Below are 21,892 nucleotides of genomic sequence, written 5' to 3' on the forward strand. Positions count from 1 at the left end.
TATAAATAAAACAATATAACTTATATTCGACATCAAATTAATCCGTTACAGTGATTTGTCCATAGGATAAAATTCTTCCACCCGCGATGGGATACCTGATAGCATTTAGCAGGTAAAATCTAAGTCTGTAAAAATCTTCGCTGTTGTAAAATGTGATGCACCCATCCGACACACCTGTTCCATCGGGCCTTAATGGATGTAATCTGAACGACGATCTCACTTTTGTTTCATAGACAAAGGGTCTGTCATCCGTGCCGACGTAAGAACTTTTATGGTGATTATTTTCAGGTGGCTCATCGAAAGGGAAATCATAATCCAGAAGACCTCGTTCATCACTCAAGACTTCCTGTTGCCCATGCCCGATAAATGACTTAAATACCACTATCGTTTGATCATTAATAATCCCATCATCCTTATACAAAGCAAACCAGTCATCATAATTATTCCCTGTTCGCCACTCCTTCTCGACTTGTTTAAACCATGAACTGATCCCTCCTGTAGGGCGATCAACAATCCAGTAGATACCTGGAGGTATTGGCCCATTTTTTTTCATATAATAATCAGCATTATTTTTATATTCACCAAAGCCTGAGAAAACATCAAATGATCCGGATCCTGCACATCTCAACTTTAGCCTACCGTCCCGAGACACCTCTCTGAGATTTAAAGTACAATAAATCATTGCCCACTCCCAAACCATATATATGGTGAATACATTCAGGTTCAATGTTACATTTACTTCAGGTTAAGCAATAATAAAAATAATTCTTTGATGAATGTCGTAAAAGATAAATAAAAAAGCCGCTGGTGATCAGCGGCTTTTATACAAGCTTATTACAGAGAAGGTATCAGGCCTCGGCTGTCTGCATCTCTTTCTTACGCTGGCTGATGCGTTTAACCAGCATCACCGAAACAACCGCGCCGCAGAATGCGAAGCAGGCCATAATGCCGAAGACAATTTTATATCCTACCATTCCTGGATTTAAATCCAGGATATAGCCATAGAGACTGAAACAGAACATGGCAGGTGCGTAACCAATAAAGCTGCCCAGCGCCATCGCGGCCCCGGTATGGTTTTCCGCAATTTTCGCTTCGCCAATCGGTGCGAAGAAAACAGCGCGCTGCGTAAATACGATCGCGCCAAATCCTAACGTACACGCCATCCCTAAATAGACCGGCATACTTTCATGAGGCAGCATAATGAGAAGCACCAGTGCGACCGTGCTGATCATGAAGGTATAACATAAGTATTTACTGGGTGATTTCAGAATCTTATCTGAAATCATACCGCCAACCGGACCACCGATCATTTTCAGGCAATATTGGTTAATGATGCCGTAGGCCCCCACCAGCGCTACTGGCAGCATATAAATATTTTTCAGGAACGGAATGAAGAACGTTAAACCACAGTAGACGGCATAGACAAAGAAGACGTTGAAGGCGATTAACCAAATCGTTTTATCCTTCAGTACCGATGCCATACCTGGGCTTTTTTTCGTTTCTTCGGTGTCGCTGACATTGACCGTAGGCGCATCCTCTTTATCATTCAGAACAAAGAAGATGATTACCCCAACCGCAATGACGATGATTGAATAGAACCAGATACCGGCTTTGAATCCCAACAAGCCACTACCAAACCAGGCAAATACAGCCAGAGCAGAAAATGCCACAATAGTATCGACGATTCCGCGACCGGTTTCGAAGAAGCCAAATAAACGTCCTTGCTGTTCACTATTACCCAATCGGCTCACCGATTTTAGTAGTACTGGCCAGTTCATCATGTCACAGGTCACGCCAAATAACGCCCATACAAAGAGTATTCCCCAATAACCAGGCATTGTTGTCAGATAGATCCCTAACAACCCTGTGGCAATCAGCGAAAATGACATGGTGTATTTACGTGGCAACTTGTCGGCAAAATAAATAGACAGGAAAAAACCCACTGTCGTAACGAATGAGTTCACCGACATCGCATTACCAATTTGACCATTGGTCAAATGAAAGTATTCCTGCATTGGTATATAAAACGCATCTTTTAATGACGGTAATTTATAAATTGTACCGCCACACAGCGTTAACAGGCTAAACAACGCCCATTTCTTTTTCGTGAGCATAACATCCCCTAAAGTAAGACTAAATTTATTGTTTCTAAAGGCAATAGCAACCTGACCATTCTCCAGGAATGGTTTTCCATGCACATAAGAGAAATTAAAACAGCATTATGTATTTAGAGTATCAATCGCCTCTTTTTTGATTTGCTGCAGAACACTGCGCACAAATTTTATCTGGTTAATCGCATCTTCTTTTTCTTTTATTAGACGTTCTTCCAGAGCATTGGCTTCAGGCAGTGGTGTTTCACTCATTTGACGCCATGGGATCCAGGGATTGTCGCCTTCATTTTCGAAACGAAATGCCGGGGCATAATAATCAACTTCTTCTTCCAGGCCATAGGCCATAACCTGAGGTTTTTCATCACCTAAACAGATCAGTTTTGTTAACAATGCTTTGAACGGCATGTGGCCCTGACCAGAGATACACGCTTTATGACCCAGTCCACCTTCTTCATTAACGATCAACGCATCTTTAATGTGCACCTGAGTAATATACGGTGCCATTGTGTCCAGTGCGTCGAGGGGATGCTCATTCGCGTTAATCATATTGGCAAAGTCAAACAGTAGAGAGAGTGACTCCATTTCACTTTGCTTAATTAATGAGGCCAGCTCGTGGCTTTTCAGATCTTCATGCTGTTCAAGTGTGAAGGTTAAGCCGCTGTTGTGGTAAGTGTCACGAATATAGGCGATGTCTTTGGCGATAATCGACATGACCTCCTGCAGATTACCTTCATAGCGCGGATAAAAGCGGACGGATGACGCACCTGTTTTTAATGCAATCGCGGCAGCCTGATCAATGGCTTTTTTATCTGAGGCACTGGTCTCAATATGAACGTCAAGATTCAGCTGACGTGCTTTATCGCCAAAAGCAGAAAGCTCGCTGTCATTCATGTTTTCGAGTGAATAGCTTTCCCCATCAAGAACATGAATTTTGACACCCCGTAACTGGTTCTCATGCGCGATATCCAATAAATCATTGGGTAAAATGCGCTCGAGACGCATATTCAGATGATAAGCATAGGCATGAAGATAAAGGGGGAGGTTGTCTACACGCGCCAGAATTTTTTCTGCATTATTCATTGTGACCATAATACACCTACAAGTTAATAAAGAGATCAACTGCCTCAAATCGCCAGTATTCAATGTCTATCTGTACAATATTTCCATCTCGGTCAGCCCGATGTTTTTCAATAAGAATGGCAGGCATCCCGGCGGAGCCGCCAATAAACTTACTGATATCGCCAGGCATGCGAACCGGTTTGAAAACCAGCTTCTTTACCACCGTTTCTTTTTTATAGATTTGTTCCCATACGGTAGAAAAAGATTGGTTTTCAAGCTGATCAATAAAACCTGGAGCCACAACGGGATTAATAAAAGTTTCATGGTAGAAAACTTTATGCCCTTCCAATGCTCCCCAGCCCGTCACTCGATACAATTCATCGGACGCGGTGACGGCTGTCAAAGGAGCAACCATCTCTGGAAAATCGGAAATACGGCTTTTATCGGTAAATCCCCATGACGGTTCCCTGCCCTGTTCAAGCGCGGCACGCTGAAAGCTCGCCGATAATTCCGGGCTGTAATTGAAGCGTGGTTGGGTAACGAACCATCCTTTACGATCCTTACGGAATATTTTGGATTCAGCTTCAAGGTTTAACAGCGCCTGGCGTAGTGTCATACGCTTAATACCCAGAAGCTCACCTAATTCCCGCTCAGAAGGCAGCTTTCCACCTGACGTGGTGATCCCATCTTTTAACCAACGGTCCAGCTTCTCTTTCGCATTTTCAACGGTCGACTGATTGTTCGTCATTGTTTAACCCATTTGGTTTAAACCAGTGAAAGCATCATACGCTGACGCTAAAAAAGAAAGCAAACAGCGCCTACATGCTTTGAAGATAAATGTGACAAAGCTCTCTTAAGGCGGGGGGACGGGAGTTTGGCAAGTGAAAAGTGGCAGGGGGGAACCCTGTAGATGAGGTCACTGTGCGGTCAGCAAGATCCAAAAAAAAACCCCGCCACGAAGGCAGGGTTTATTGTAAGAAGAGGCGTTAATTAATCTTCTTTTGCACCACGCATTGCACGGCGACGATCGTTTTCCGTCAGGTGACGTTTACGAATACGGATAGAGGTTGGGGTAACTTCTACCAGTTCGTCGTCATCGATGAATTCCAGAGCTTGTTCCAGAGTCATCTTAACCGGCGGAACCAGAACAGTGGCTTCGTCAGTACCGGACGCACGCATGTTGGTCAGTTTCTTACCGGTCAGGCAGTTTACAGTCAGGTCGTTAGAACGGCTGTGAATACCGATGATCTGACCTTCGTAAACTTCTGCACCGTGACCGAGGAACAGCTTACCGCGATCCTGCAGGCTGAACAGTGCGAACGCAACCGCTTTACCTTGACCGTTGGAGATCAGTACGCCGTTCTGACGCTGACCAACATCACCCGCACGAACATCGTCGTAATGGCTGAAGGTAGAGTACAGCAGACCCGTACCGGAGGTCATGGTCATGAATTCTGAACGGAAACCGATCAGACCACGGCTTGGGATCACGTAGTCGAGACGTACGCGGCCTTTACCATCTGGATTCATGTTTTTCAGGTCGCCTTTACGCTCACCCAGTGCCTGCATCACAGAACCCTGGTGTTGCTCTTCGACGTCCAGCGTGACGTTTTCGAACGGCTCTTGTTTGCGGCCGTCGATTTCGCGGAAGATAACTTTCGGACGGGAAACCGCCATTTCGAAACCTTCACGACGCATGTTTTCGATTAGAACAGACAGGTGCAGTTCGCCACGACCAGAAACACGGAACGCATCCGCATCTTCGGTTTCTTCAACGCGCAGTGCCACGTTGTGTACCAGCTCTTTGTTCAGGCGGTCAAGGATCTGACGAGAGGTAACGTACTTACCTTCTTTACCGCAGAACGGAGAGGTGTTTACGCAGAAGAACATGGTCACGGTCGGTTCATCAACAGACAGTGCTGGCAGCGCTTCAACATTCTGGGTATCACAGATGGTGTCAGAGATGTTCAGTTCGCCCAGACCGGTGATGGCGATGATGTCGCCGGCTTCTGCAAGGTCGCTCTCGATACGTTCCAGACCCAGATGGGTCAGAACTTTACCGACTTTACCGTTGCGGGTTTTGCCTGCGCTATCAATGATAGTGATCTGCTGATTCGGCTTCACTTTACCGCGTTTGATACGGCCGATACCGATAACACCAACGTAGTTGTTGTAGTCCAGCTGAGAGATCTGCATCTGCAACGGACCATCAAGGTCAACGTTCGGTGCCGGTACGTGGTCAACGATCGCCTGGTACAGCGGGGTCATATCTTCCGCCATATCTTCGTGATCCAGACCCGCGATACCATTCAACGCCGAAGCGTAAATGATTGGGAAATCCAGTTGTTCGTCGGTCGCGTCAAGGTTAACGAACAGGTCAAAGACCTGGTCAACAACCCAGTCCGGACGCGCGCCAGGGCGGTCAACTTTGTTGATAACAACAATGGGTTTCAGACCATGGGCAAAGGCTTTTTTGGTCACGAAGCGCGTCTGCGGCATTGGGCCGTCAAATGCATCCACCACCAGCAGCACTGAGTCTACCATGGACATTACACGTTCAACTTCACCACCGAAGTCGGCGTGCCCTGGGGTATCAACGATGTTGATACGGTAATCATTCCATTTGATAGCGGTGTTTTTAGCGAGGATGGTAATCCCACGCTCTTTCTCCAAATCGTTGGAGTCCATCACACGCTCTTGGGTTTCGGCACGCGCATCAAACGTACCGGATTGCTGCAGCAGCTTATCAACCAGGGTAGTTTTACCATGGTCAACGTGCGCGATGATGGCGATGTTACGCAAATTTTCGATCACAACTTTGCCTCGGGCATTAGGAATAGCGCGTTATTGTACACGGATTAATCGCACTACAAAACAGGATCACAAACATCCTCCGCAAACAAGTTTTGCAGAGTTTCTTTGTGATCGCTTTCACGGAGCGTTAAAAGGGTTACTCATTGCTCATTGCACCAACATGGTGCTTAATGTTCACATTGAAGCACTATATTGGTGCAGCGTGCTCACCATGGTGCAGCCCTTTTGCACGATGGTGCGCATGATAACGCCTTTTAGGGGCAATTTAAAAGTTGGCACAGTTTTCGCTTTATATTTTTTACGGCGACACGGCCAATTTTTGCAGAATTGAAGACCTCGTTACCACGACGACAATGACCAATCCGGGAGAGTAAGTATGTCCGCTGAACACGTTTTGACGATGCTGAACGAACACGAAGTGAAGTTTGTTGATTTGCGCTTCACTGACACTAAAGGTAAAGAACAGCACGTCACTATTCCTGCTCATCAGGTAAATGCCGAATTCTTCGAAGAAGGCAAAATGTTTGACGGCTCCTCAATCGGCGGCTGGAAAGGCATTAACGAATCAGACATGGTTCTGATGCCAGATGCTTCTACTGCACTCATTGACCCGTTCTTTGAAGAGTCCACTCTGATCATCCGTTGCGATATCCTGGAACCAGGTACGCTGCAGGGCTATGACCGTGACCCGCGCTCCATCGCTAAACGCGCTGAAGAATACCTGCGCGCTACCGGTATCGCAGACACCGTTCTGTTCGGGCCAGAGCCAGAATTCTTCCTGTTCGATGACATTCGTTTCGGCGCATCTATCTCCGGTTCCCACGTGGCAATCGACGATATCGAAGGTGCATGGAACTCTTCCACCAAATATGAAGGTGGTAACAAAGGCCACCGTCCTAGTGTGAAAGGCGGCTATTTCCCGGTTCCTCCAGTAGACTCTTCTCAGGACATTCGTTCCACCATGTGTCTGATCATGGAAGAGATGGGTCTGGTTGTCGAAGCACATCACCACGAAGTGGCAACCGCTGGCCAGAACGAAATCGCAACCCGCTTTAACACCATGACCAAAAAAGCGGACGAAATTCAGATCTACAAATATGTGGTGCACAACGTTGCTCACCGCTTCGGTAAAACCGCAACCTTTATGCCGAAACCGATGTTTGGCGATAACGGTTCTGGTATGCACTGCCACATGTCTCTGTCCAAGAACGGCGTAAACCTGTTCTCTGGCGACAAATATGCCGGTCTGTCTGAGCAGGCGCTGTACTACATCGGCGGCGTTATCAAACACGCTAAAGCGATCAACGCCCTGGCAAACCCGACCACCAACTCCTACAAACGTTTGGTTCCGGGTTATGAAGCACCGGTCATGCTGGCTTACTCTGCCCGTAACCGCTCTGCCTCTATCCGTATTCCAGTGGTTGCTTCTCCGAAAGCGCGTCGTATCGAAGTGCGTTTCCCGGATCCGGCCGCTAACCCGTACCTGTGCTTTGCTGCCCTGCTGATGGCGGGTCTTGACGGCATTAAGAACAAGATCCACCCGGGCGAAGCCATGGACAAAAACCTGTATGACCTGCCGCCGGAAGAAGCGAAAGAGATCCCACAGGTTGCTGGCTCTCTGGAAGAAGCACTGAAAGAACTGGATCTGGACCGCGAGTTCCTGACCGCTGGCGGCGTGTTCACCGACGAAGCGATCGATGCGTACATTGCGCTGCGTCGTGAAGAAGATGACCGCGTACGTATGACGCCACACCCGGTAGAGTTTGAACTGTACTACAGCGTTTAACCGTATCGTAAAAATCCGACGAATCTCGCGTTGCGGCCAGGCGGCGACAGAGCAAATCCCCAGAAGCATAAATAGCTATGTGACTGGGGTGAGCGAAGGTAGCCAACACTGCAGCGGCGTGAAAAGCGTCGAGAGTTTTAGTTGCCGTGGAAACTTTTAGCCCATCTCCGGATGGGCTTTTTTCTCCACCAACAACCTGACTTCACGCGCTTTTTATCAGTAAAAAGCTATAATGCACTAAATTGGTGCAAACTTTTCCAGGAGACTGCTGAATGGCAACTGGCATGCTGCCCGATGCTGGGCAGATCCTTAATTCTTTAATCAATAGCATCTTACTTGTCGATGACGAGCTGGTGGTGCATTACGCCAATCCCGCCGCGCAGCAGTTGCTCGCCCAGAGTTCCCGCAAACTGTTTGGCTCGCCGCTTCCTGAATTGCTGAGCTATTTTTCGTTAAACATTGCGCTAATGCGTGAAAGCTTAGAAGCAGGTCAGGGCTTTACAGACAACGAAGTCACGCTGGTGATAGATAGTCACTCACACATCCTCTCTGTGACCGCACAGAGGCTGCCAGATGGTCTTATCCTGCTGGAAATGGCGCCAATGGATAACCAACGCCGTTTGAGCCAGGAACAGTTGCAGCATGCTCAACAAATTGCTGCCCGCGACCTGGTGCGTGGTCTGGCACATGAAATTAAAAATCCGCTTGGCGGTTTACGCGGCGCGGCGCAGTTATTGAGTAAGGCGCTTCCCGATCCGGCGCTGACGGAATACACCAAAGTCATTATTGAGCAGGCAGACAGGCTGCGTAATCTGGTTGACCGCCTGTTGGGACCGCAACAGCCAGGCATGCACATCACCGAGAGTATTCATAAGGTCGCAGAACGCGTGGTAGCGCTGGTTTCAATGGAACTGCCAGAAAACGTTACGCTGATTCGTGATTACGATCCGAGTCTGCCTGAGCTTGCGCACGACCCGGACCAAATCGAGCAAGTACTGTTGAATATCGTGCGTAACGCCCTTCAGGCGCTGGGGCCGAACGGCGGAGAAATAATTTTGCGTACCCGCACCGCTTTCCAGCTAACCCTGCACGGGATGCGTTATCGCCTGGCAGCGCGTATTGACGTAGAAGACAACGGCCCGGGTATTCCTTCTCATTTGCAGGACACATTGTTTTACCCCATGGTGAGCGGCCGCGAAGGCGGTACCGGGCTGGGTCTGTCCATCGCCCGTAATTTGATTGATCAACATTCCGGCAAGATTGAATTTACCAGTTGGCCGGGTCATACCGAGTTCTCGGTTTACCTGCCTATCAGGAAATAAAGGTGACGTTTATGCAACGAGGAATAGTCTGGGTAGTCGATGACGATAGTTCCATCCGTTGGGTGCTTGAACGTGCGCTCGCCGGGGCTGGGTTGAACTGCACCACATTTGAAAGCGGTAACGAGGTCCTGGACGCGCTGGCGAGCAAAACGCCAGATGTTCTGCTGTCAGATATCCGTATGCCAGGAATGGACGGTCTGGCGCTGTTAAAACAGATTAAGCAACGCCACTCTATGCTGCCGGTCATCATTATGACGGCGCATTCCGATCTGGACGCTGCAGTCAGCGCTTATCAACAGGGCGCATTTGATTACCTGCCAAAACCGTTTGATATTGACGAAGCGGTTGCGCTGGTTGAGCGCGCCATCAGCCATTATCAGGAACAGCAGCAACCCCGGAATATCCAGAACAACGGCCCGACCACCGACATCATTGGTGAAGCGCCTGCTATGCAGGATGTATTTCGTATTATCGGTCGATTGTCTCGTTCTTCAATCAGCGTGTTGATCAACGGCGAGTCCGGCACCGGCAAAGAGTTGGTTGCCCATGCGCTGCATCGCCACAGCCCGCGTGCCAAAGCGCCGTTTATTGCCCTTAATATGGCGGCCATTCCGAAAGATTTGATTGAATCAGAGTTATTTGGTCACGAAAAAGGGGCATTTACCGGCGCGAATACTATTCGCCAGGGGCGTTTTGAACAGGCTGACGGTGGGACGCTGTTTCTGGATGAAATTGGCGACATGCCGCTGGATGTGCAAACACGCTTATTGCGTGTCCTCGCCGACGGGCAGTTTTATCGCGTCGGCGGATATGCGCCAGTGAAAGTGGATGTGCGGATCATTGCCGCCACTCACCAGAACCTGGAATTACGCGTGCAGGAAGGTAAATTTCGCGAAGACTTGTTCCATCGTCTGAACGTGATTCGCGTTCATTTGCCGCCGCTGCGTGAACGTCGGGAAGATATCCCCCGTCTGGCGCGCCATTTTCTGCAAGTCGCCGCGCAGGAACTCGGGGTTGAAGCCAAACAATTACACCCGGAAACGGAAACCGCCCTGACGCGCCTGGCGTGGCCGGGTAACGTGCGTCAGTTGGAGAACACCTGCCGTTGGCTAACGGTTATGGCCGCCGGACAGGAAGTGTTAATTCAGGATCTCCCCAGCGAGCTGTTTGACGTCGCCGTTCCTGATAGTCCTTCACATATGCAGCCGGACAGTTGGGCCACCCTATTGGCGCAGTGGGCCGATCGGGCGCTGCGTTCCGGTCATCAAAACCTGCTCTCGGAAGCGCAACCGGAAATGGAACGCACATTGTTAACGACCGCGTTACGCCATACGCAGGGACATAAACAAGAAGCGGCAAGATTGCTCGGCTGGGGTCGTAATACCCTGACGCGCAAGCTCAAAGAGTTGGGAATGGAGTGATCGGATTCCTTGCCAAAGAGACCAGCACTTATACGGGCTTACAGGCCCGATAAGTACTGGTGCCTGCGCAGTTTTAAATGACGCGTGAGAACTGCTGCATCCGCGCTTTACGGCGCAGATACGCATCAAAGCACATGCAAATGTTACGGATCAGCAAACGTCCTTTTGCCGTCACCTGAATTCCTTTTTCATTCACGTCCACCAGCCCATCTTTTGCCAATGGCGCCAACAGTTTCAGATCTTCTGCAAAGTAGTCTGCAAAATTCAGCGACCATTGCTGCTCAATCGTCGCGTAATCCAGACGGAAGTTGCAAATCAGCGACTTAATCACATCCCGACGAATACAATCATCCTGGGTCAATGCAATACCGCGCCACAACGCATTTCCCTGCTCATCAACGTGCTGGTAATAATGTTTCAGCTCTTTTTGGTTTTGCGCATAGCAGTCGCCAATCATACTGATGGCGGAGACCCCCATGCCCAGCAGGTCGGTATCCCCCTGGGTGGTATAGCCCTGGAAATTACGGTGCAGTACGCCTTCACGTTGCGCGACGGCTAACTCATCATCCGGACGGGCAAAGTGGTCCATCCCAATAAACTGATAACCCGTTTCGGTTAATGAAGAGATGGTCTCCTGCAAAATATCCAGTTTCTGCTGCGCAGTGGGCAGATCGGCATCTTTAATTTTACGTTGAGCGGCAAACAGGGTCGGCAAATGCGCGTAGTTAAAGACGCTTAGACGGTCAGGCCTCAGTTCCGCCACGCGTTTCAGGGTGAATGCGAAGCTTTCCGGCGTCTGTTTCGGTAAACCGTAAATCAGATCGATGTTGGTGGAGGTAAAACCGATGTCACGCGCGTGATTAAGCAGTGCAAAAATAAACGCTTCGTCTTGCTCACGGTTGACCAGACGCTGGACCTCTTTGTTAAAGTCCTGTACGCCCATACTCAGACGATTAAAACCTTCTGCGCGTAAATGATCGAGCACATCCAATTCAATCTCACGGGGATCGACCTCGATCGAGATTTCCGCATCCGCATTAAAATGGAAATGTTCGCGCAGCAACGTCATTAAGCGGCTGATTTGCGCTTTATTCAGATAGGTTGGCGTACCGCCCCCCCAGTGCAATTGGCTAACGTTACGTCCGGAAAAAAGCGGCGCACGATGCACGATTTCCTGCTCTAAGGCATCGAGATACTGATCGGCTTTATGCTGCTGGCGGGTCACAATCTTGTTGCAGCCGCAAAAGTAGCAGAGCTTATGGCAGAACGGGATGTGTACATAAAGAGACAGCGGGCGCTCAGGATAACGCGCCACCGCGTGCCGGAATGCCTCTTCGCCAAAGTCTTCAGAAAACTCCAGCGCGGTGGGATACGAGGTATATCGTGGCCCGGAATAGTTATATTTCTGGATCAGGGCCAGATCCCAGTCTATTAGCTGTTCAGACATGCTTACTCCTTCCGATGGCGTCGCTGGCGGGTAGGGCGTACCGGCTTTCCTCCACTACGGGTGATAAGCCGGTTGCGCAGCCACTTCTGTCGCTGCGACAACCGCTGTAGTTTAACGAATAACCACACCAGATAACATATAACCGGAAGGGTTATAAGCAGGACGGGGAGGCCCACGGTGTAAACCCGTTAGTTGCCGCCTTTGAGCAGGCGCATCATATCTTCCGGCTTCTCGTCGTCTTCTTCTTCATCGTCATCATAAGAAAGACCCAGCTTCTGCATCAGTTCATCGATGCGGTCCAGCTTAGCATCCACCCAGGACTGATCTTCTGCACTGAGGGTTTCGCCTGCTTCCAGACGTTCTAACAGCGCATCCAGGCGCTCATCCGTTTCCAGTAAATCCAACTCAGCCTGCGGTGAAAGCATAGGTTTCTCACTCTTCGGTTTGTGCTGTTTGGTGACTTTTTCAGTCACTCCCAATGGGATGGGGGTTTTACTGCCAATACGTGGATCTTTTTGTTTGTTCGTATTCTTCGAGCCAGAAGAACCTTCACCGCCCGTCGCACGACTACCCGCCGTATGACCACGGTGCTTTTTCTGGCGCTTACGGTCACGAGCCTCCTGGTTAAGCTCTTCGCGTGTTTTACGGCGCGCTTTTGCGGGACCTTTGCCGCGTGGTGTAGAAGTTGATTTCATAATAATTCGTCTTTGGCCGTTTTATTCAGTATACATTTGCGGCGGAATCTAGCAGAAAGCAAGTAAAGAAAAAAGGCGACAGAGTCATCTGTCGCCTTTTTTCTTTACTCATCACCCTTAACGGGTTCTACATTCCCTGTCGGCCATCAACACGCCCTGTCTTTCCTTTAGCCTGAAACGTTCCGTGTTGTTTCCATTTCCTTTTATACACGTCTCCAGACGTTTGTCTTCCTGACAATCCTGTGTCTTCGCCTCCTGGCGCTCCTGACCCTCATCCTGAGTCCGTTTGTCCTGCCAGCATCCTCGCTATGAGCACTACTTTACGCCCTCAGATCAAACAGACAAGCCACCCACGCCATGATGTCAACGCGTAAGCGCGCCGCTGAAAAAATAACCTGATGATTTATTTAAACTATATGGCGTCCAACCCGGCAATGATTCTGAGATTTCGTATATCTACAATCGTCAATGTCTCACAAAGCACAGGGTTTTTACTTACACGGGCATATGTCGAAACATCCGTCTTTTGCTGGGGTTCAGGTATAATCGCTGCAAAGCTTTGACTGACGGAGACGACCCCTTTGATTAATTTGAATTATCAACAGACGCACTTTGTGATGAGTGCGCCTGATATTCGCCACTTACCTTCCGATACGGGAATCGAAGTGGCGTTCGCTGGCCGTTCCAATGCAGGCAAATCCAGCGCACTGAATACCCTGACGAACCAGAAGAGCCTGGCGCGTACATCTAAAACACCCGGTCGCACACAGTTGATCAACCTGTTTGAAGTCGTGGAAGGTAAACGTCTTGTCGACCTGCCAGGATACGGTTATGCCGAAGTCCCGGAAGAGATGAAGCGCAAATGGCAGCGTGCGCTGGCAGAATACCTGGAGAAGCGTCAGAGCCTGCAAGGGTTGGTGGTGCTGATGGACATTCGCCACCCATTGAAGGATCTCGACCAGCAGATGATTCTATGGGCCGTTGAGAGTAATGTTCAGGTTTTGGTTCTGCTGACGAAAGCAGACAAACTGGCCAGCGGAGCGCGCAAAGCTCAGCTAAATATGGTGCGTGAAGCCGTTCTGGCGTTTAACGGTGATGTGCAGGTAGAAACGTTTTCGTCGCTGAAGAAGCAAGGCGTGGATAAGTTACGTCAGAAGCTGGATACCTGGTTTAGCGAACTGGCGCCGATTGAAGAGAGCCAGGACGCAGAATAATCCCTTCCTGCAAGGTTGTGCCGGATAATGTCGTTACCACGGCTTATCCGGTCTACGGATCGTGTTTTCGCTTTTACTCAAAATAATTCAAGTTGCAGGAAGACGGTGACGCAATGAATCCTCAGGAGCTTACATCAGTAAGTGACTGAGGTGAGCGAGGAAACCAACGCACCTGCAGCGTGAAGTATGAAGAGTACAATAAAAAACGCCCCAGTCATTAACTGACTGGGGCGGCTAAAATATTCAGCCAAATCCGATTACGTGAAGTAAAAGGTCTGAAAGATAGAACATCTTACCTCTGTACCCTACGCGAATAACTTTACTCTTTTTTGAGCAGCTCAGAAAGCATTTTTTGTAATTTTTTTTCATTCCTTTCATAGGGAATTCCAATGATCATCACAAAATCCTCTCTCTTATGTTGCTTAGTTACGAAAAAAGGGCGCTATTCGGTCACCCCTTAGTGCGCTTGATCCCAGTTTTCACCGCTTCCTACTTCCACCAGCAGCGGCACATCAATGTGCGTACAGTTTTCCATCAATTGATGGATCTTTTTCGTTACGGCATCGAGATCGTCTTTATGCACTTCGAACACCAGTTCATCGTGCACTTGCATAATCATGCGCACACGAGGTTGCTCAGTTTGCAGCCAGTCATCAACGGCAATCATCGCGCGTTTGATGATGTCTGCCGCCGTCCCCTGCATCGGCGCGTTGATCGCTGCACGTTCAGCGCCTGCACGTCGCGCAGCATTGCTCGAGTTGATGTCGGGTAAGTAAAGACGACGTCCTTCCAGGGTTTCAACGAAACCCTGCTCTTTTGCCTGCGCTCGCGTACTCTCCATATACTCCAGCACGCCAGGGTACCGCTCGAAATACAAATCCATATACTTCTGCGCTTCTTTGCGCGGAATGTTCAACTGACGCGCAAGCCCGAAGGCGCTCATGCCGTAGATCAGACCAAAGTTAATGGCTTTTGCGCTACGACGTTGTTCACCCGTTACACTCTCCAACGGCAGACCAAAGACTTCAGCTGCCGTTGCGCGGTGGATATCTTTTCCTTGTGCAAACGCGGCTAACAACCCTTTGTCTCGCGAGAGATGCGCCATAATACGCAGCTCGATTTGCGAGTAATCCGCCGAGACAATCAGATAATCCTGTGGCGGAATAAATGCCTGACGAATACGGCGACCTTCGTCGTTACGTACTGGAATATTTTGCAGGTTGGGATCGGTTGATGATAAACGCCCGGTTGCAGCAACCGCCTGGTGATAGGAGGTATGCACGCGACCCGTTTTTGGGTTGATCATCAGCGGCAGCTTATCGGTGTAGGTCGATTTCAGCTTCGCCAGACCACGATACTCTAAAATCACCTTCGGCAACGGGTAGTCTAGCGCCAGCTCTTCCAGCACCTCTTCTGACGTTGACGGCGCACCGCCCGGGGTTTTCTTCAGCGGTTTAATCCCCTGTTTTTCAAACAGAATCGTTTGCAGCTGTTTTGTGGAGGAGAGATTAAATGCCTCGCCCGCGATCTCATGCGCCTTTTGCTCCAGTTCGGTCAGACGTAACGATAGCTCTTCCGAATGTTTGTGCAGTACGGCGGGATCAATCTTCACACCGTTACGCTCAACACGAGACAGCACTGGCACCAGTGGCATTTCGATGTTCTCAAAGACATTCAGCGGTCCTTTGTGCTTCTGCAGTTCAGGCCACATTTTCAGATGCAGTTGCAGGGTGACGTCGGCGTCTTCCGCGGCATAACGCCCGGCTTCTTCCAACGCAATCTGGTTGAAGGTCAGTTGGTTTTTACCTTTGCCCGCAATCTCTTCGAAGGTGATTGTTTTGTGCTTCAGCCAACGGTCGGACAGGCTATCCATATCGTGTCGACCGGCAACACTATTCAGGATGTAAGACTCCAGCATCGTATCGAACGCGATGCCGCGCAGCTCAATGCCATAGTTCTGCAATACGCCGCGGTCATACTTCAGGTTTTGCCCAACTTTACGGGCATTCTCATCTTCCAGTAGCGGTTTTAGCAGTTCCAGTGCGCGGTCGCGGGCGATCTGATCGGGCGCATCAAGATAGTCATGAGCAACGGGAACGTAAGCGGCGACACCCGGTTCAATGGCAAACGAGAGGCCCACCAGATTCGCAGAGTGGTTGTCGAGACTGTCAGTTTCTGTGTCAAATGCAAAGACTGGCGCTTTTTTCAGTTTCTCAATCCAGCTTTCCAGCGTGGCTTCGTCCAGTATCGTCACATAGTGGTCATAGGAGAGTGCCGCCACAGGTTCTTCAGGCGTGTCATCCACCACGATACTTTCTTGCGGTTTTGTCGCGGGTTTTGCGCCTTTCGCTTGCAGCCATTTCCCTGCTTCAACATCGATAATCCAGCGCTTAAATTCGTACTTTTTAAACAGATCCAGTAACGTGTCTGCACAAGGCGGCTGTACGTTAAGTTGCTCGCAGGTCAGTTCCAGCTCGACATCCGTTTTGATCGTCGCCAGCTTATAAGACAGATACGCCACATCTTTATTCTGCTCGAGCTTCGCCGCCATGGTTTTCGCACCGCGGAAAGTAAGGCCGGCAATTTTGTCTGATTCCGCATACAACGTATCGAGGCCGCCAAGCCCTTGCAGCAAAGCCTGCGCGGTTTTTTCGCCGACACCCGGAACACCCGGAATGTTATCGGAGGAGTCCCCCATCAGGGCCAGGAAGTCGATGATCAATTCTGGCGGGACACCGTACTTATTCACCACCTCATCCGGGCCAAGAATTGTATTGGTCATGGTGTTGATAAGCGTAACGTTCGGCGTCACTAACTGGGCCATGTCCTTATCGCCAGTACTAATGAGCACTGGGCGACCGACTTTTTCTGCTTCACGTGCCAATGTACCGATAACGTCATCCGCTTCAACACCGGTAACCGCCAACAACGGCAACCCCATCGCTTTTACCATTGCATGCAGGGGTTCGATCTGCGCCCGCAGATCATCAGGCATCGGTGGGCGATGAGATTTGTAATGCTCGAACAATTCATCACGGAAGGTTTTACCCTTAGCATCAAATACCACGGCTGCATGCGTCGGCTGATACTGCATAATCAGGCTGCGCAGCATGTTAAGAACGCCGTACATCGCACCCGTTGGTTCCCCCGCGCCATTCGTCAGCGGCGGGAACGCGTGATATGCGCGATAGAGATAAGATGAACCATCTATAAGGATAAGTGGGTTTTCTGGGATCTGAACCATAATGTCCGTGCCTGTTTATCAGATTATGGTTAAAGGATGCCACAGACAGGATGAAAACATGAGTTTTTCACCGTATTTGTCGTAAAACTTTTGCAGATCTTCTGGAGTGCTCGCAAAGTAAATTGTGGATAACTTTGTGCATAAATATTTTAATTCAGTTTATCTCAGGTATTATGCTTTAAGCATCATGATTTTTATTCAACATTTTCACCATGTTAGACATGAATCCAGAGATTTATTCTTAAAATGACGCCGATATCAGGATGTGGATAGATATAGTTAACTTTTCTATTTCGCGAAGAGCCATTATTTGGCCCGTTTTCTGATAAAATCTGCCCCTTGCGTGTCTTTAGCGCGCTATATTTATGGCTAACCTTTTGAATAATTTAATTATGACGAGAATACTCGCTGCGATAACACTTTTGCTGAGTATCGTATTGACCATTTTGGTCACGATTTTATGTTCTGTACCGATCATTATCGCCGGAATTGTGAAACTCCTTTTGCCCATTCCTTTCGTCTGGCACAAGGTTTCCGTCTTCTGCAATTTCATGATGTTTTGCTGGTGTGAAGGCCTTGCACTGCTCCTGCACCTCAACCCCTGGTTAAAGTGGGACGTAGAAGGGCTGGAGGGGCTGAACAAGAAAAACTGGTATCTGCTCATCTGTAATCATTACAGCTGGGCGGATATTGTTGTGCTTTGCGTTTTGTTCCGTAAGCACATCCCCATGAATAAATATTTTCTCAAACAGCAACTGGCCTGGGTTCCGTTTATCGGTCTGGCATGCTGGGCGCTGGATATGCCCTTTATGAAACGCTACTCGCGCAGCTATCTGCTGCGTCACCCTGAGCAGCGTGGCAAGGATGTGGAAACTACCCGACGCTCTTGCGAGAAGTTTCGTGCGCATCCAACTACCATTGTGAATTTCGTCGAGGGCTCACGGTTTACCGATGAGAAGCACCAGCAGACGCGATCACCCTACAAAAACCTGTTGCCTCCAAAAGCAGCCGGTATTGCTATGGCGTTGAATGTTCTGGGATCGCAATTTGATAAGTTACTCAATGTAACGCTGTGCTATCCGGAAAACAGCCGTCATCCCTTCTACGACATGCTGAGCGGCAAACTGACCCGTATCGTCGTACGTGTAAACCTGGAGCCTATCCAGGAAGAATTGCACGGCGATTATATTAACGACAAAGGATTTAAACGCCGCTTCCAGCGTTGGTTGAATACGCTGTGGGTTCAGAAAGATGAACTGATAGAAGAGATTAAAACATCAAATAAAAACGCCGGTCAGTGACCGGCGCTTTTTTTATTTCTTCTCAACCAGATGTTTTACAGTATCGGCGTACTGCTGCACGAAGATATCCATGCTGCTGGTATCCATCCCCTGCGGGTTAATCTGATATTTACCGTTGACGAACATCGCCGGTACGCCCTGCAGTTGCAGGTCAGCAGCCGCTTTTTCCTGCTGCGCAACCAGTGATTTCACCACAAAGCTGTTCCATGCCGCATCGTAATCTTCACCTTTAATACCCGCATCAACGAAGACTTTGCGAATGTCCGCGACAGACTGGACGGTCTGCAGTTTCTGGACACCTTCAAACATCGGAACGGTGATTTTGTCTTCCACACCCAGAGCCATCGCAACTGCCCATGCCTGCGTCAGATCCTTCCCCAACGGTCCCAGGAACTCAACGTGGTACTTGGTCATTTTCACGCCTTCCGGCAGTTTTTTCTTCACGTTTTCAGAAACATGAAGAACCTCTTCAAATTGATAGCAATGCGGGCAATAGAACGAGAAAAACTCCAAAACCTGAGGCTCACCAGCGATAGGCTTATCCAGCGTGATGTATTGTTTGCCATCACTGAACTGCGCTGCCGATGCGCTAAAAGCTAAAACCATACCAGCCAGCGCCAGCCAAATCTTTTTCATGTAATCTCTCTCCTGATGTGTTCGATTAATACATTGGCGTTAATTGTAAAGGGGGCTCCTGCAGAATTTTAGTCTGCGCGATAAAAGTCGCCGTTTGCTGCAGCCAGTAATCTTCTTCGATGAGCCATGGGAAGTTTTTAGGAAATGCAGGATCAGCCCAACGACGCATAAGCCAGGCAAGATAATAAACTAAACGCATGGCGCGTAAAGGTTCAATCAGTCCGAGTTCGGTGGTATCAAATTCACTCACCTCTTCATAAGCCTCAACGATCGTTTCAAGCTGCATCCGCTGCTCTGCTTTATCGCCATTGAGCAACATCCAGAGATCCTGCACGGCTGGCCCATTACGGGCATCGTCTAAGTCGACAAACAGTGGGCCATCGCGCCAAAGAATATTTCCTGCATGGCAATCACCATGTAAACGCAGCGTGTCAAAACGAGTGTGCCATCTTTGGGCTACAGCAGAAATGAGCCCATCGGTTGCTTTCAGAAAAGCGCCCCTTTGACCTGATGGAATCAGCGGCGCATCTTCGAACAACTTACGGGGCTCGATGAGATATTCTTCGAGGCCCATTGTCGGTCGGGAGGTAAAAGGTCGTTTACGTCCGGTCTGGTGCAAGCGGCCAAGATAACGACCTACAGCTTCCATTTGATCAATGTTGTCGGCTTCAAACTGCCTGCCGCCGACACTGGGAAAGATCGCATAGTGGAAACCCTCGTGGTTTAACAACGTCTGGTCGTTAAACACAATGGGGGCTGCAACCGGAACCTCGTCATTCACCAACTCTAACGCAAACTGGTGTTCTTCCAGTATTTGATCCACAGACCAACGCTCTGGACGGTAAAACTTAACGACAAAACGTCGACGGTCTTCGTCCTGAAATTGATAGACGCGGTTTTCATAACTGTTGAGCGGAGTAAGACCGGAATCCACCCGGATCCCCTGTTCAAACAGTGCATCCACGATGGTATCCGGGTGTAATGTCTGGAAAGTAAAAGCGCTGTCGTTCATCCCATCATCCGGAAAATACTACGAATAATTCAGGATATCATTTCATGACGCTTTCGGTGGAACGACTTACAAGGTTTTACTCTTTAATGACGCCACGCGCACGCAGCAACGCCGTTTTAAAATCTTCTTCATAATCTTTTTGGATCCCAGGGATCGTGGCATCTTTTGCTGAGTCACGCATTTTCAGGTGATAGATCAGAATGTCATCAGTTAAATCGGCCAGTTCGCCGTCAAAACCTGACTCTTTCGCCAGTTTCTGCAAAAATTGCATCAGGTTGAGTTCGGGCTCTTTCTGCCAGGCTGGCTGCAGGAGTTCGATAACTTCATTCAGGCGTTTACATTTCATGGTTGTGCTCCTTACTCTTGATATAGATACGTTAGCAGGGTCAATCCCACAATAAAAGAGGCGATATCAGTGAATCAGGATAGTGCAATAACGGGGGTTGTACTGGCGGGGGGTAAAGCTCGTCGGATGGGTGGGGCCGATAAAGGTTTACTTGAACTGCATGGCAAACCTCTTTGGAAACACGTTGCCGATAACCTTTTATCGCAGCTTGAAACCGTTGTGGTTAATGCCAATCGCCATCGAAATATTTACCAAAAAAGCGGGCTGCGAGTGATCCCCGATTCGCTTGCAGATTTTCCTGGTCCACTGGCGGGAATGCTGTCCGTTTTTCTGCAAGAAAAAGGCGACTGGTTTCTATTCTGCCCCTGTGACACGCCATATATCCCTCGCGATCTGGTTGCGCGTTTAAAGGCCCAACGCAACGACGCTGCCGTCGTGTGGGTCCATGACGGCGAGCGGGATCACCCTACTATCGCGTTGGTAAACCGCTCAGTACAACCTTTACTACAGGATTACCTTCAGTCCGGCGAGCGACGAGTAATGGTCTTTATGCGTCTTGCCGGTGGGCATGCCGTCGATTTTAGTGACCAAAAAGACGCGTTTGCTAATGTGAATACCCCTGAAGAACTTGCCAGATGGCAGGAGAAACGATGATTCCACTACTTGCCATTGCCGCATGGAGCGGCACGGGAAAAACTACGCTGCTCAAAAAATTGATCCCGGAACTGTGTGCCAGAGGCATTCGTCCAGGACTGATTAAGCACACTCATCACAATATGGATGTCGACAAACCCGGTAAAGACAGCTACGAGCTACGTAAAGCGGGTGCTGCACAAACGCTGGTAGCCAGCCAACAGCGTTGGGCACTCATGACGGAAACGCCGGAAGAACAGGAACTGGATCTCGCCTTTCTGGCCAGCAGAATGGATGCCTCAAAGCTGGATTTGCTTCTGGTAGAAGGGTTTAAGCATGAGGACATCGCGAAGATCGTGTTGTTTCGCGAGGGAACCGGGCACCATCACGAAGAGCTGGTGACTGACGCGCACGTGATTGCCGTCGCCAGCGATGTGCCTTTGACGGTTAATGTCCCGTTATTAGATATCAATGACGTTCAGCAACTTGCTGATTTCGTTGAGCAATGGATGCGGGGTTTATGAGCCGTGCTATTTATTTGGATTGCCTGATGGCGCTGCGCTTATCAGGCCTGCACGTCGGATATGGACTGATAAAATCTGCTCAATCCGGCATTTCACCCGGACCACAGACGCAAAAAAGCCCATCCGTCAGGATGGGCTTCTTCACGTGCTTTATACCTGGCCGCTTATGGCTGGCGTCCTACCCCCTCCGGGCCGTTGCTGTGCAACGTTTAAATCCGCTCCCGACGAATAGGTCCTGTTCCGGAGAGTGCTCGCCATTAAGCAACAGATAAAACAAAAGGCCCAGTCTTTCGACTGGGCCTTTTGCTTAATTTGATGCCTGGCAGT

At 49.3% G+C, this 21,892-nt stretch carries 19 protein-coding genes and 1 pseudogene; 7 read left to right on the forward strand and 13 right to left on the reverse strand.

The features are described from left to right. Positions 1-37: 37 nt before the first annotated feature. The 5 genes from CJP72_RS25530 to typA all read right to left on the reverse strand — a co-directional run bounded on the left by CJP72_RS25530 (position 38) and on the right by typA (position 5,984). Positions 38-682, reverse strand: coding sequence for a DUF2778 domain-containing protein (locus CJP72_RS25530; protein ID WP_238340060.1), 645 nt, complete (start codon positions 680-682; stop codon positions 38-40). 166 nt (positions 683-848) lie between these two features. Then, a complete protein-coding gene (locus tag CJP72_RS12635) occupies positions 849-2,114 on the reverse strand; it encodes an MFS transporter (protein ID WP_162381595.1) in 1,266 nt (421 codons plus the stop codon). Positions 2,115-2,219: 105 nt separating this feature from the next. Next, positions 2,220-3,200, reverse strand: a complete 981-nt coding sequence (locus CJP72_RS12640; protein ID WP_162381635.1) for a sugar phosphate isomerase/epimerase family protein — start codon at positions 3,198-3,200, stop codon at positions 2,220-2,222. Positions 3,201-3,207: 7 nt separating this feature from the next. Beyond that, positions 3,208-3,918, reverse strand: coding sequence for a GntR family transcriptional regulator (locus tag CJP72_RS12645; RefSeq protein ID WP_162381597.1), 711 nt, complete (start codon positions 3,916-3,918; stop codon positions 3,208-3,210). Between the two features lie 242 nt (positions 3,919-4,160). Continuing rightward, positions 4,161-5,984 carry a ribosome-dependent GTPase TypA gene (gene typA, locus CJP72_RS12650; RefSeq protein WP_162381599.1) on the reverse strand — a complete coding sequence of 608 codons (1,824 nt, stop codon included), beginning with the start codon at positions 5,982-5,984 and terminating at the stop codon, positions 4,161-4,163. Positions 5,985-6,360: 376 nt separating this feature from the next. Here typA and glnA point away from each other — a divergent pair, with 376 nt between their 5' ends. The 3 genes from glnA to glnG all read left to right on the forward strand — a co-directional run bounded on the left by glnA (position 6,361) and on the right by glnG (position 10,513). Next, the gene (glnA, locus tag CJP72_RS12655) at positions 6,361-7,770 is read left to right on the forward strand and encodes a glutamate--ammonia ligase (protein ID WP_162381600.1); all 1,410 of its coding nucleotides are present in this window, start codon (positions 6,361-6,363) and stop codon (positions 7,768-7,770) included. Between the two features lie 272 nt (positions 7,771-8,042). Further along, entirely contained in the window at positions 8,043-9,092 is a 1,050-nt protein-coding gene (gene glnL / locus CJP72_RS12660) for a nitrogen regulation protein NR(II) (protein ID WP_162381602.1), read from the forward strand. Positions 9,093-9,103: 11 nt separating this feature from the next. Continuing rightward, positions 9,104-10,513, forward strand: coding sequence for a nitrogen regulation protein NR(I) (gene glnG / locus CJP72_RS12665; protein ID WP_162381604.1), 1,410 nt, complete (start codon positions 9,104-9,106; stop codon positions 10,511-10,513). A 73-nt stretch (positions 10,514-10,586) separates the two neighbouring features. Here glnG and hemN read toward each other — a convergent pair whose 3' ends face one another. From hemN to CJP72_RS26115, 3 genes and pseudogenes are all read right to left on the reverse strand, one after another. Beyond that, on the reverse strand, positions 10,587-11,960 hold the full coding sequence (gene hemN, locus CJP72_RS12670) for an oxygen-independent coproporphyrinogen III oxidase (RefSeq protein WP_162381606.1): 1,374 nt from the start codon (positions 11,958-11,960) through the stop codon (positions 10,587-10,589). A 188-nt stretch (positions 11,961-12,148) separates the two neighbouring features. Continuing rightward, positions 12,149-12,655 carry a Der GTPase-activating protein YihI gene (gene yihI / locus CJP72_RS12675; RefSeq protein ID WP_193568704.1) on the reverse strand — a complete coding sequence of 169 codons (507 nt, stop codon included), beginning with the start codon at positions 12,653-12,655 and terminating at the stop codon, positions 12,149-12,151. 117 nt (positions 12,656-12,772) lie between these two features. After that, positions 12,773-12,956: pseudogene (locus tag CJP72_RS26115) on the reverse strand (hypothetical protein). 280 nt (positions 12,957-13,236) lie between these two features. Here CJP72_RS26115 and yihA point away from each other — a divergent pair. After that, positions 13,237-13,869 carry a ribosome biogenesis GTP-binding protein YihA/YsxC gene (gene yihA, locus CJP72_RS12680; protein WP_162381608.1) on the forward strand — a complete coding sequence of 211 codons (633 nt, stop codon included), beginning with the start codon at positions 13,237-13,239 and terminating at the stop codon, positions 13,867-13,869. A gap of 243 nt (positions 13,870-14,112) precedes the next feature. Here yihA and CJP72_RS26320 read toward each other — a convergent pair whose 3' ends face one another. Both CJP72_RS26320 and polA read right to left on the reverse strand, forming a co-directional pair. Continuing rightward, positions 14,113-14,160, reverse strand: a complete 48-nt coding sequence (locus CJP72_RS26320; RefSeq protein WP_071892919.1) for a spot 42 RNA, inhibition of DNA synthesis — start codon at positions 14,158-14,160, stop codon at positions 14,113-14,115. 166 nt (positions 14,161-14,326) lie between these two features. Next, complete coding sequence (polA, locus tag CJP72_RS12685) at positions 14,327-17,113, reverse strand: DNA polymerase I (protein ID WP_162381610.1); 2,787 nt, start codon at positions 17,111-17,113, stop codon at positions 14,327-14,329. Between the two features lie 365 nt (positions 17,114-17,478). Between polA and CJP72_RS12690 the strand changes: the two genes are divergently transcribed. After that, positions 17,479-18,414: an acyltransferase gene (locus CJP72_RS12690; RefSeq protein ID WP_162381611.1), complete on the forward strand. Its 936-nt coding sequence runs from the start codon at positions 17,479-17,481 to the stop codon at positions 18,412-18,414. Positions 18,415-18,426: 12 nt separating this feature from the next. Here the strand turns inward: CJP72_RS12690 and dsbA are convergent, their stop codons facing one another. The 3 genes from dsbA to CJP72_RS12705 form a co-directional block, all read right to left on the reverse strand. After that, the gene (gene dsbA, locus CJP72_RS12695; protein ID WP_162381613.1) at positions 18,427-19,050 is read right to left on the reverse strand and encodes a thiol:disulfide interchange protein DsbA; all 624 of its coding nucleotides are present in this window, start codon (positions 19,048-19,050) and stop codon (positions 18,427-18,429) included. 25 nt (positions 19,051-19,075) lie between these two features. Further along, positions 19,076-20,062: a serine/threonine protein kinase gene (locus tag CJP72_RS12700; protein ID WP_162381623.1), complete on the reverse strand. Its 987-nt coding sequence runs from the start codon at positions 20,060-20,062 to the stop codon at positions 19,076-19,078. Positions 20,063-20,138: 76 nt separating this feature from the next. Beyond that, on the reverse strand, positions 20,139-20,408 hold the full coding sequence (locus CJP72_RS12705) for a YihD family protein (RefSeq protein WP_162381625.1): 270 nt from the start codon (positions 20,406-20,408) through the stop codon (positions 20,139-20,141). Positions 20,409-20,477: 69 nt separating this feature from the next. On the opposite strand from CJP72_RS12705, the gene mobA reads away from it, so the two are divergent. Both mobA and mobB read left to right on the forward strand, forming a co-directional pair. Next, entirely contained in the window at positions 20,478-21,062 is a 585-nt protein-coding gene (gene mobA / locus CJP72_RS12710; protein ID WP_162381627.1) for a molybdenum cofactor guanylyltransferase MobA, read from the forward strand. Continuing rightward, positions 21,044-21,565, forward strand: coding sequence for a molybdopterin-guanine dinucleotide biosynthesis protein MobB (mobB, locus tag CJP72_RS12715; RefSeq protein WP_162381629.1), 522 nt, complete (start codon positions 21,044-21,046; stop codon positions 21,563-21,565). Before mobA ends, mobB begins: the two co-directional genes overlap by 19 nt. Positions 21,566-21,892: the final 327 nt, after the last annotated feature.

The organism is Citrobacter sp. NCU1 (assembly GCF_010231475.1).
Taxonomy (GTDB): domain Bacteria; phylum Pseudomonadota; class Gammaproteobacteria; order Enterobacterales; family Enterobacteriaceae; genus Citrobacter_D.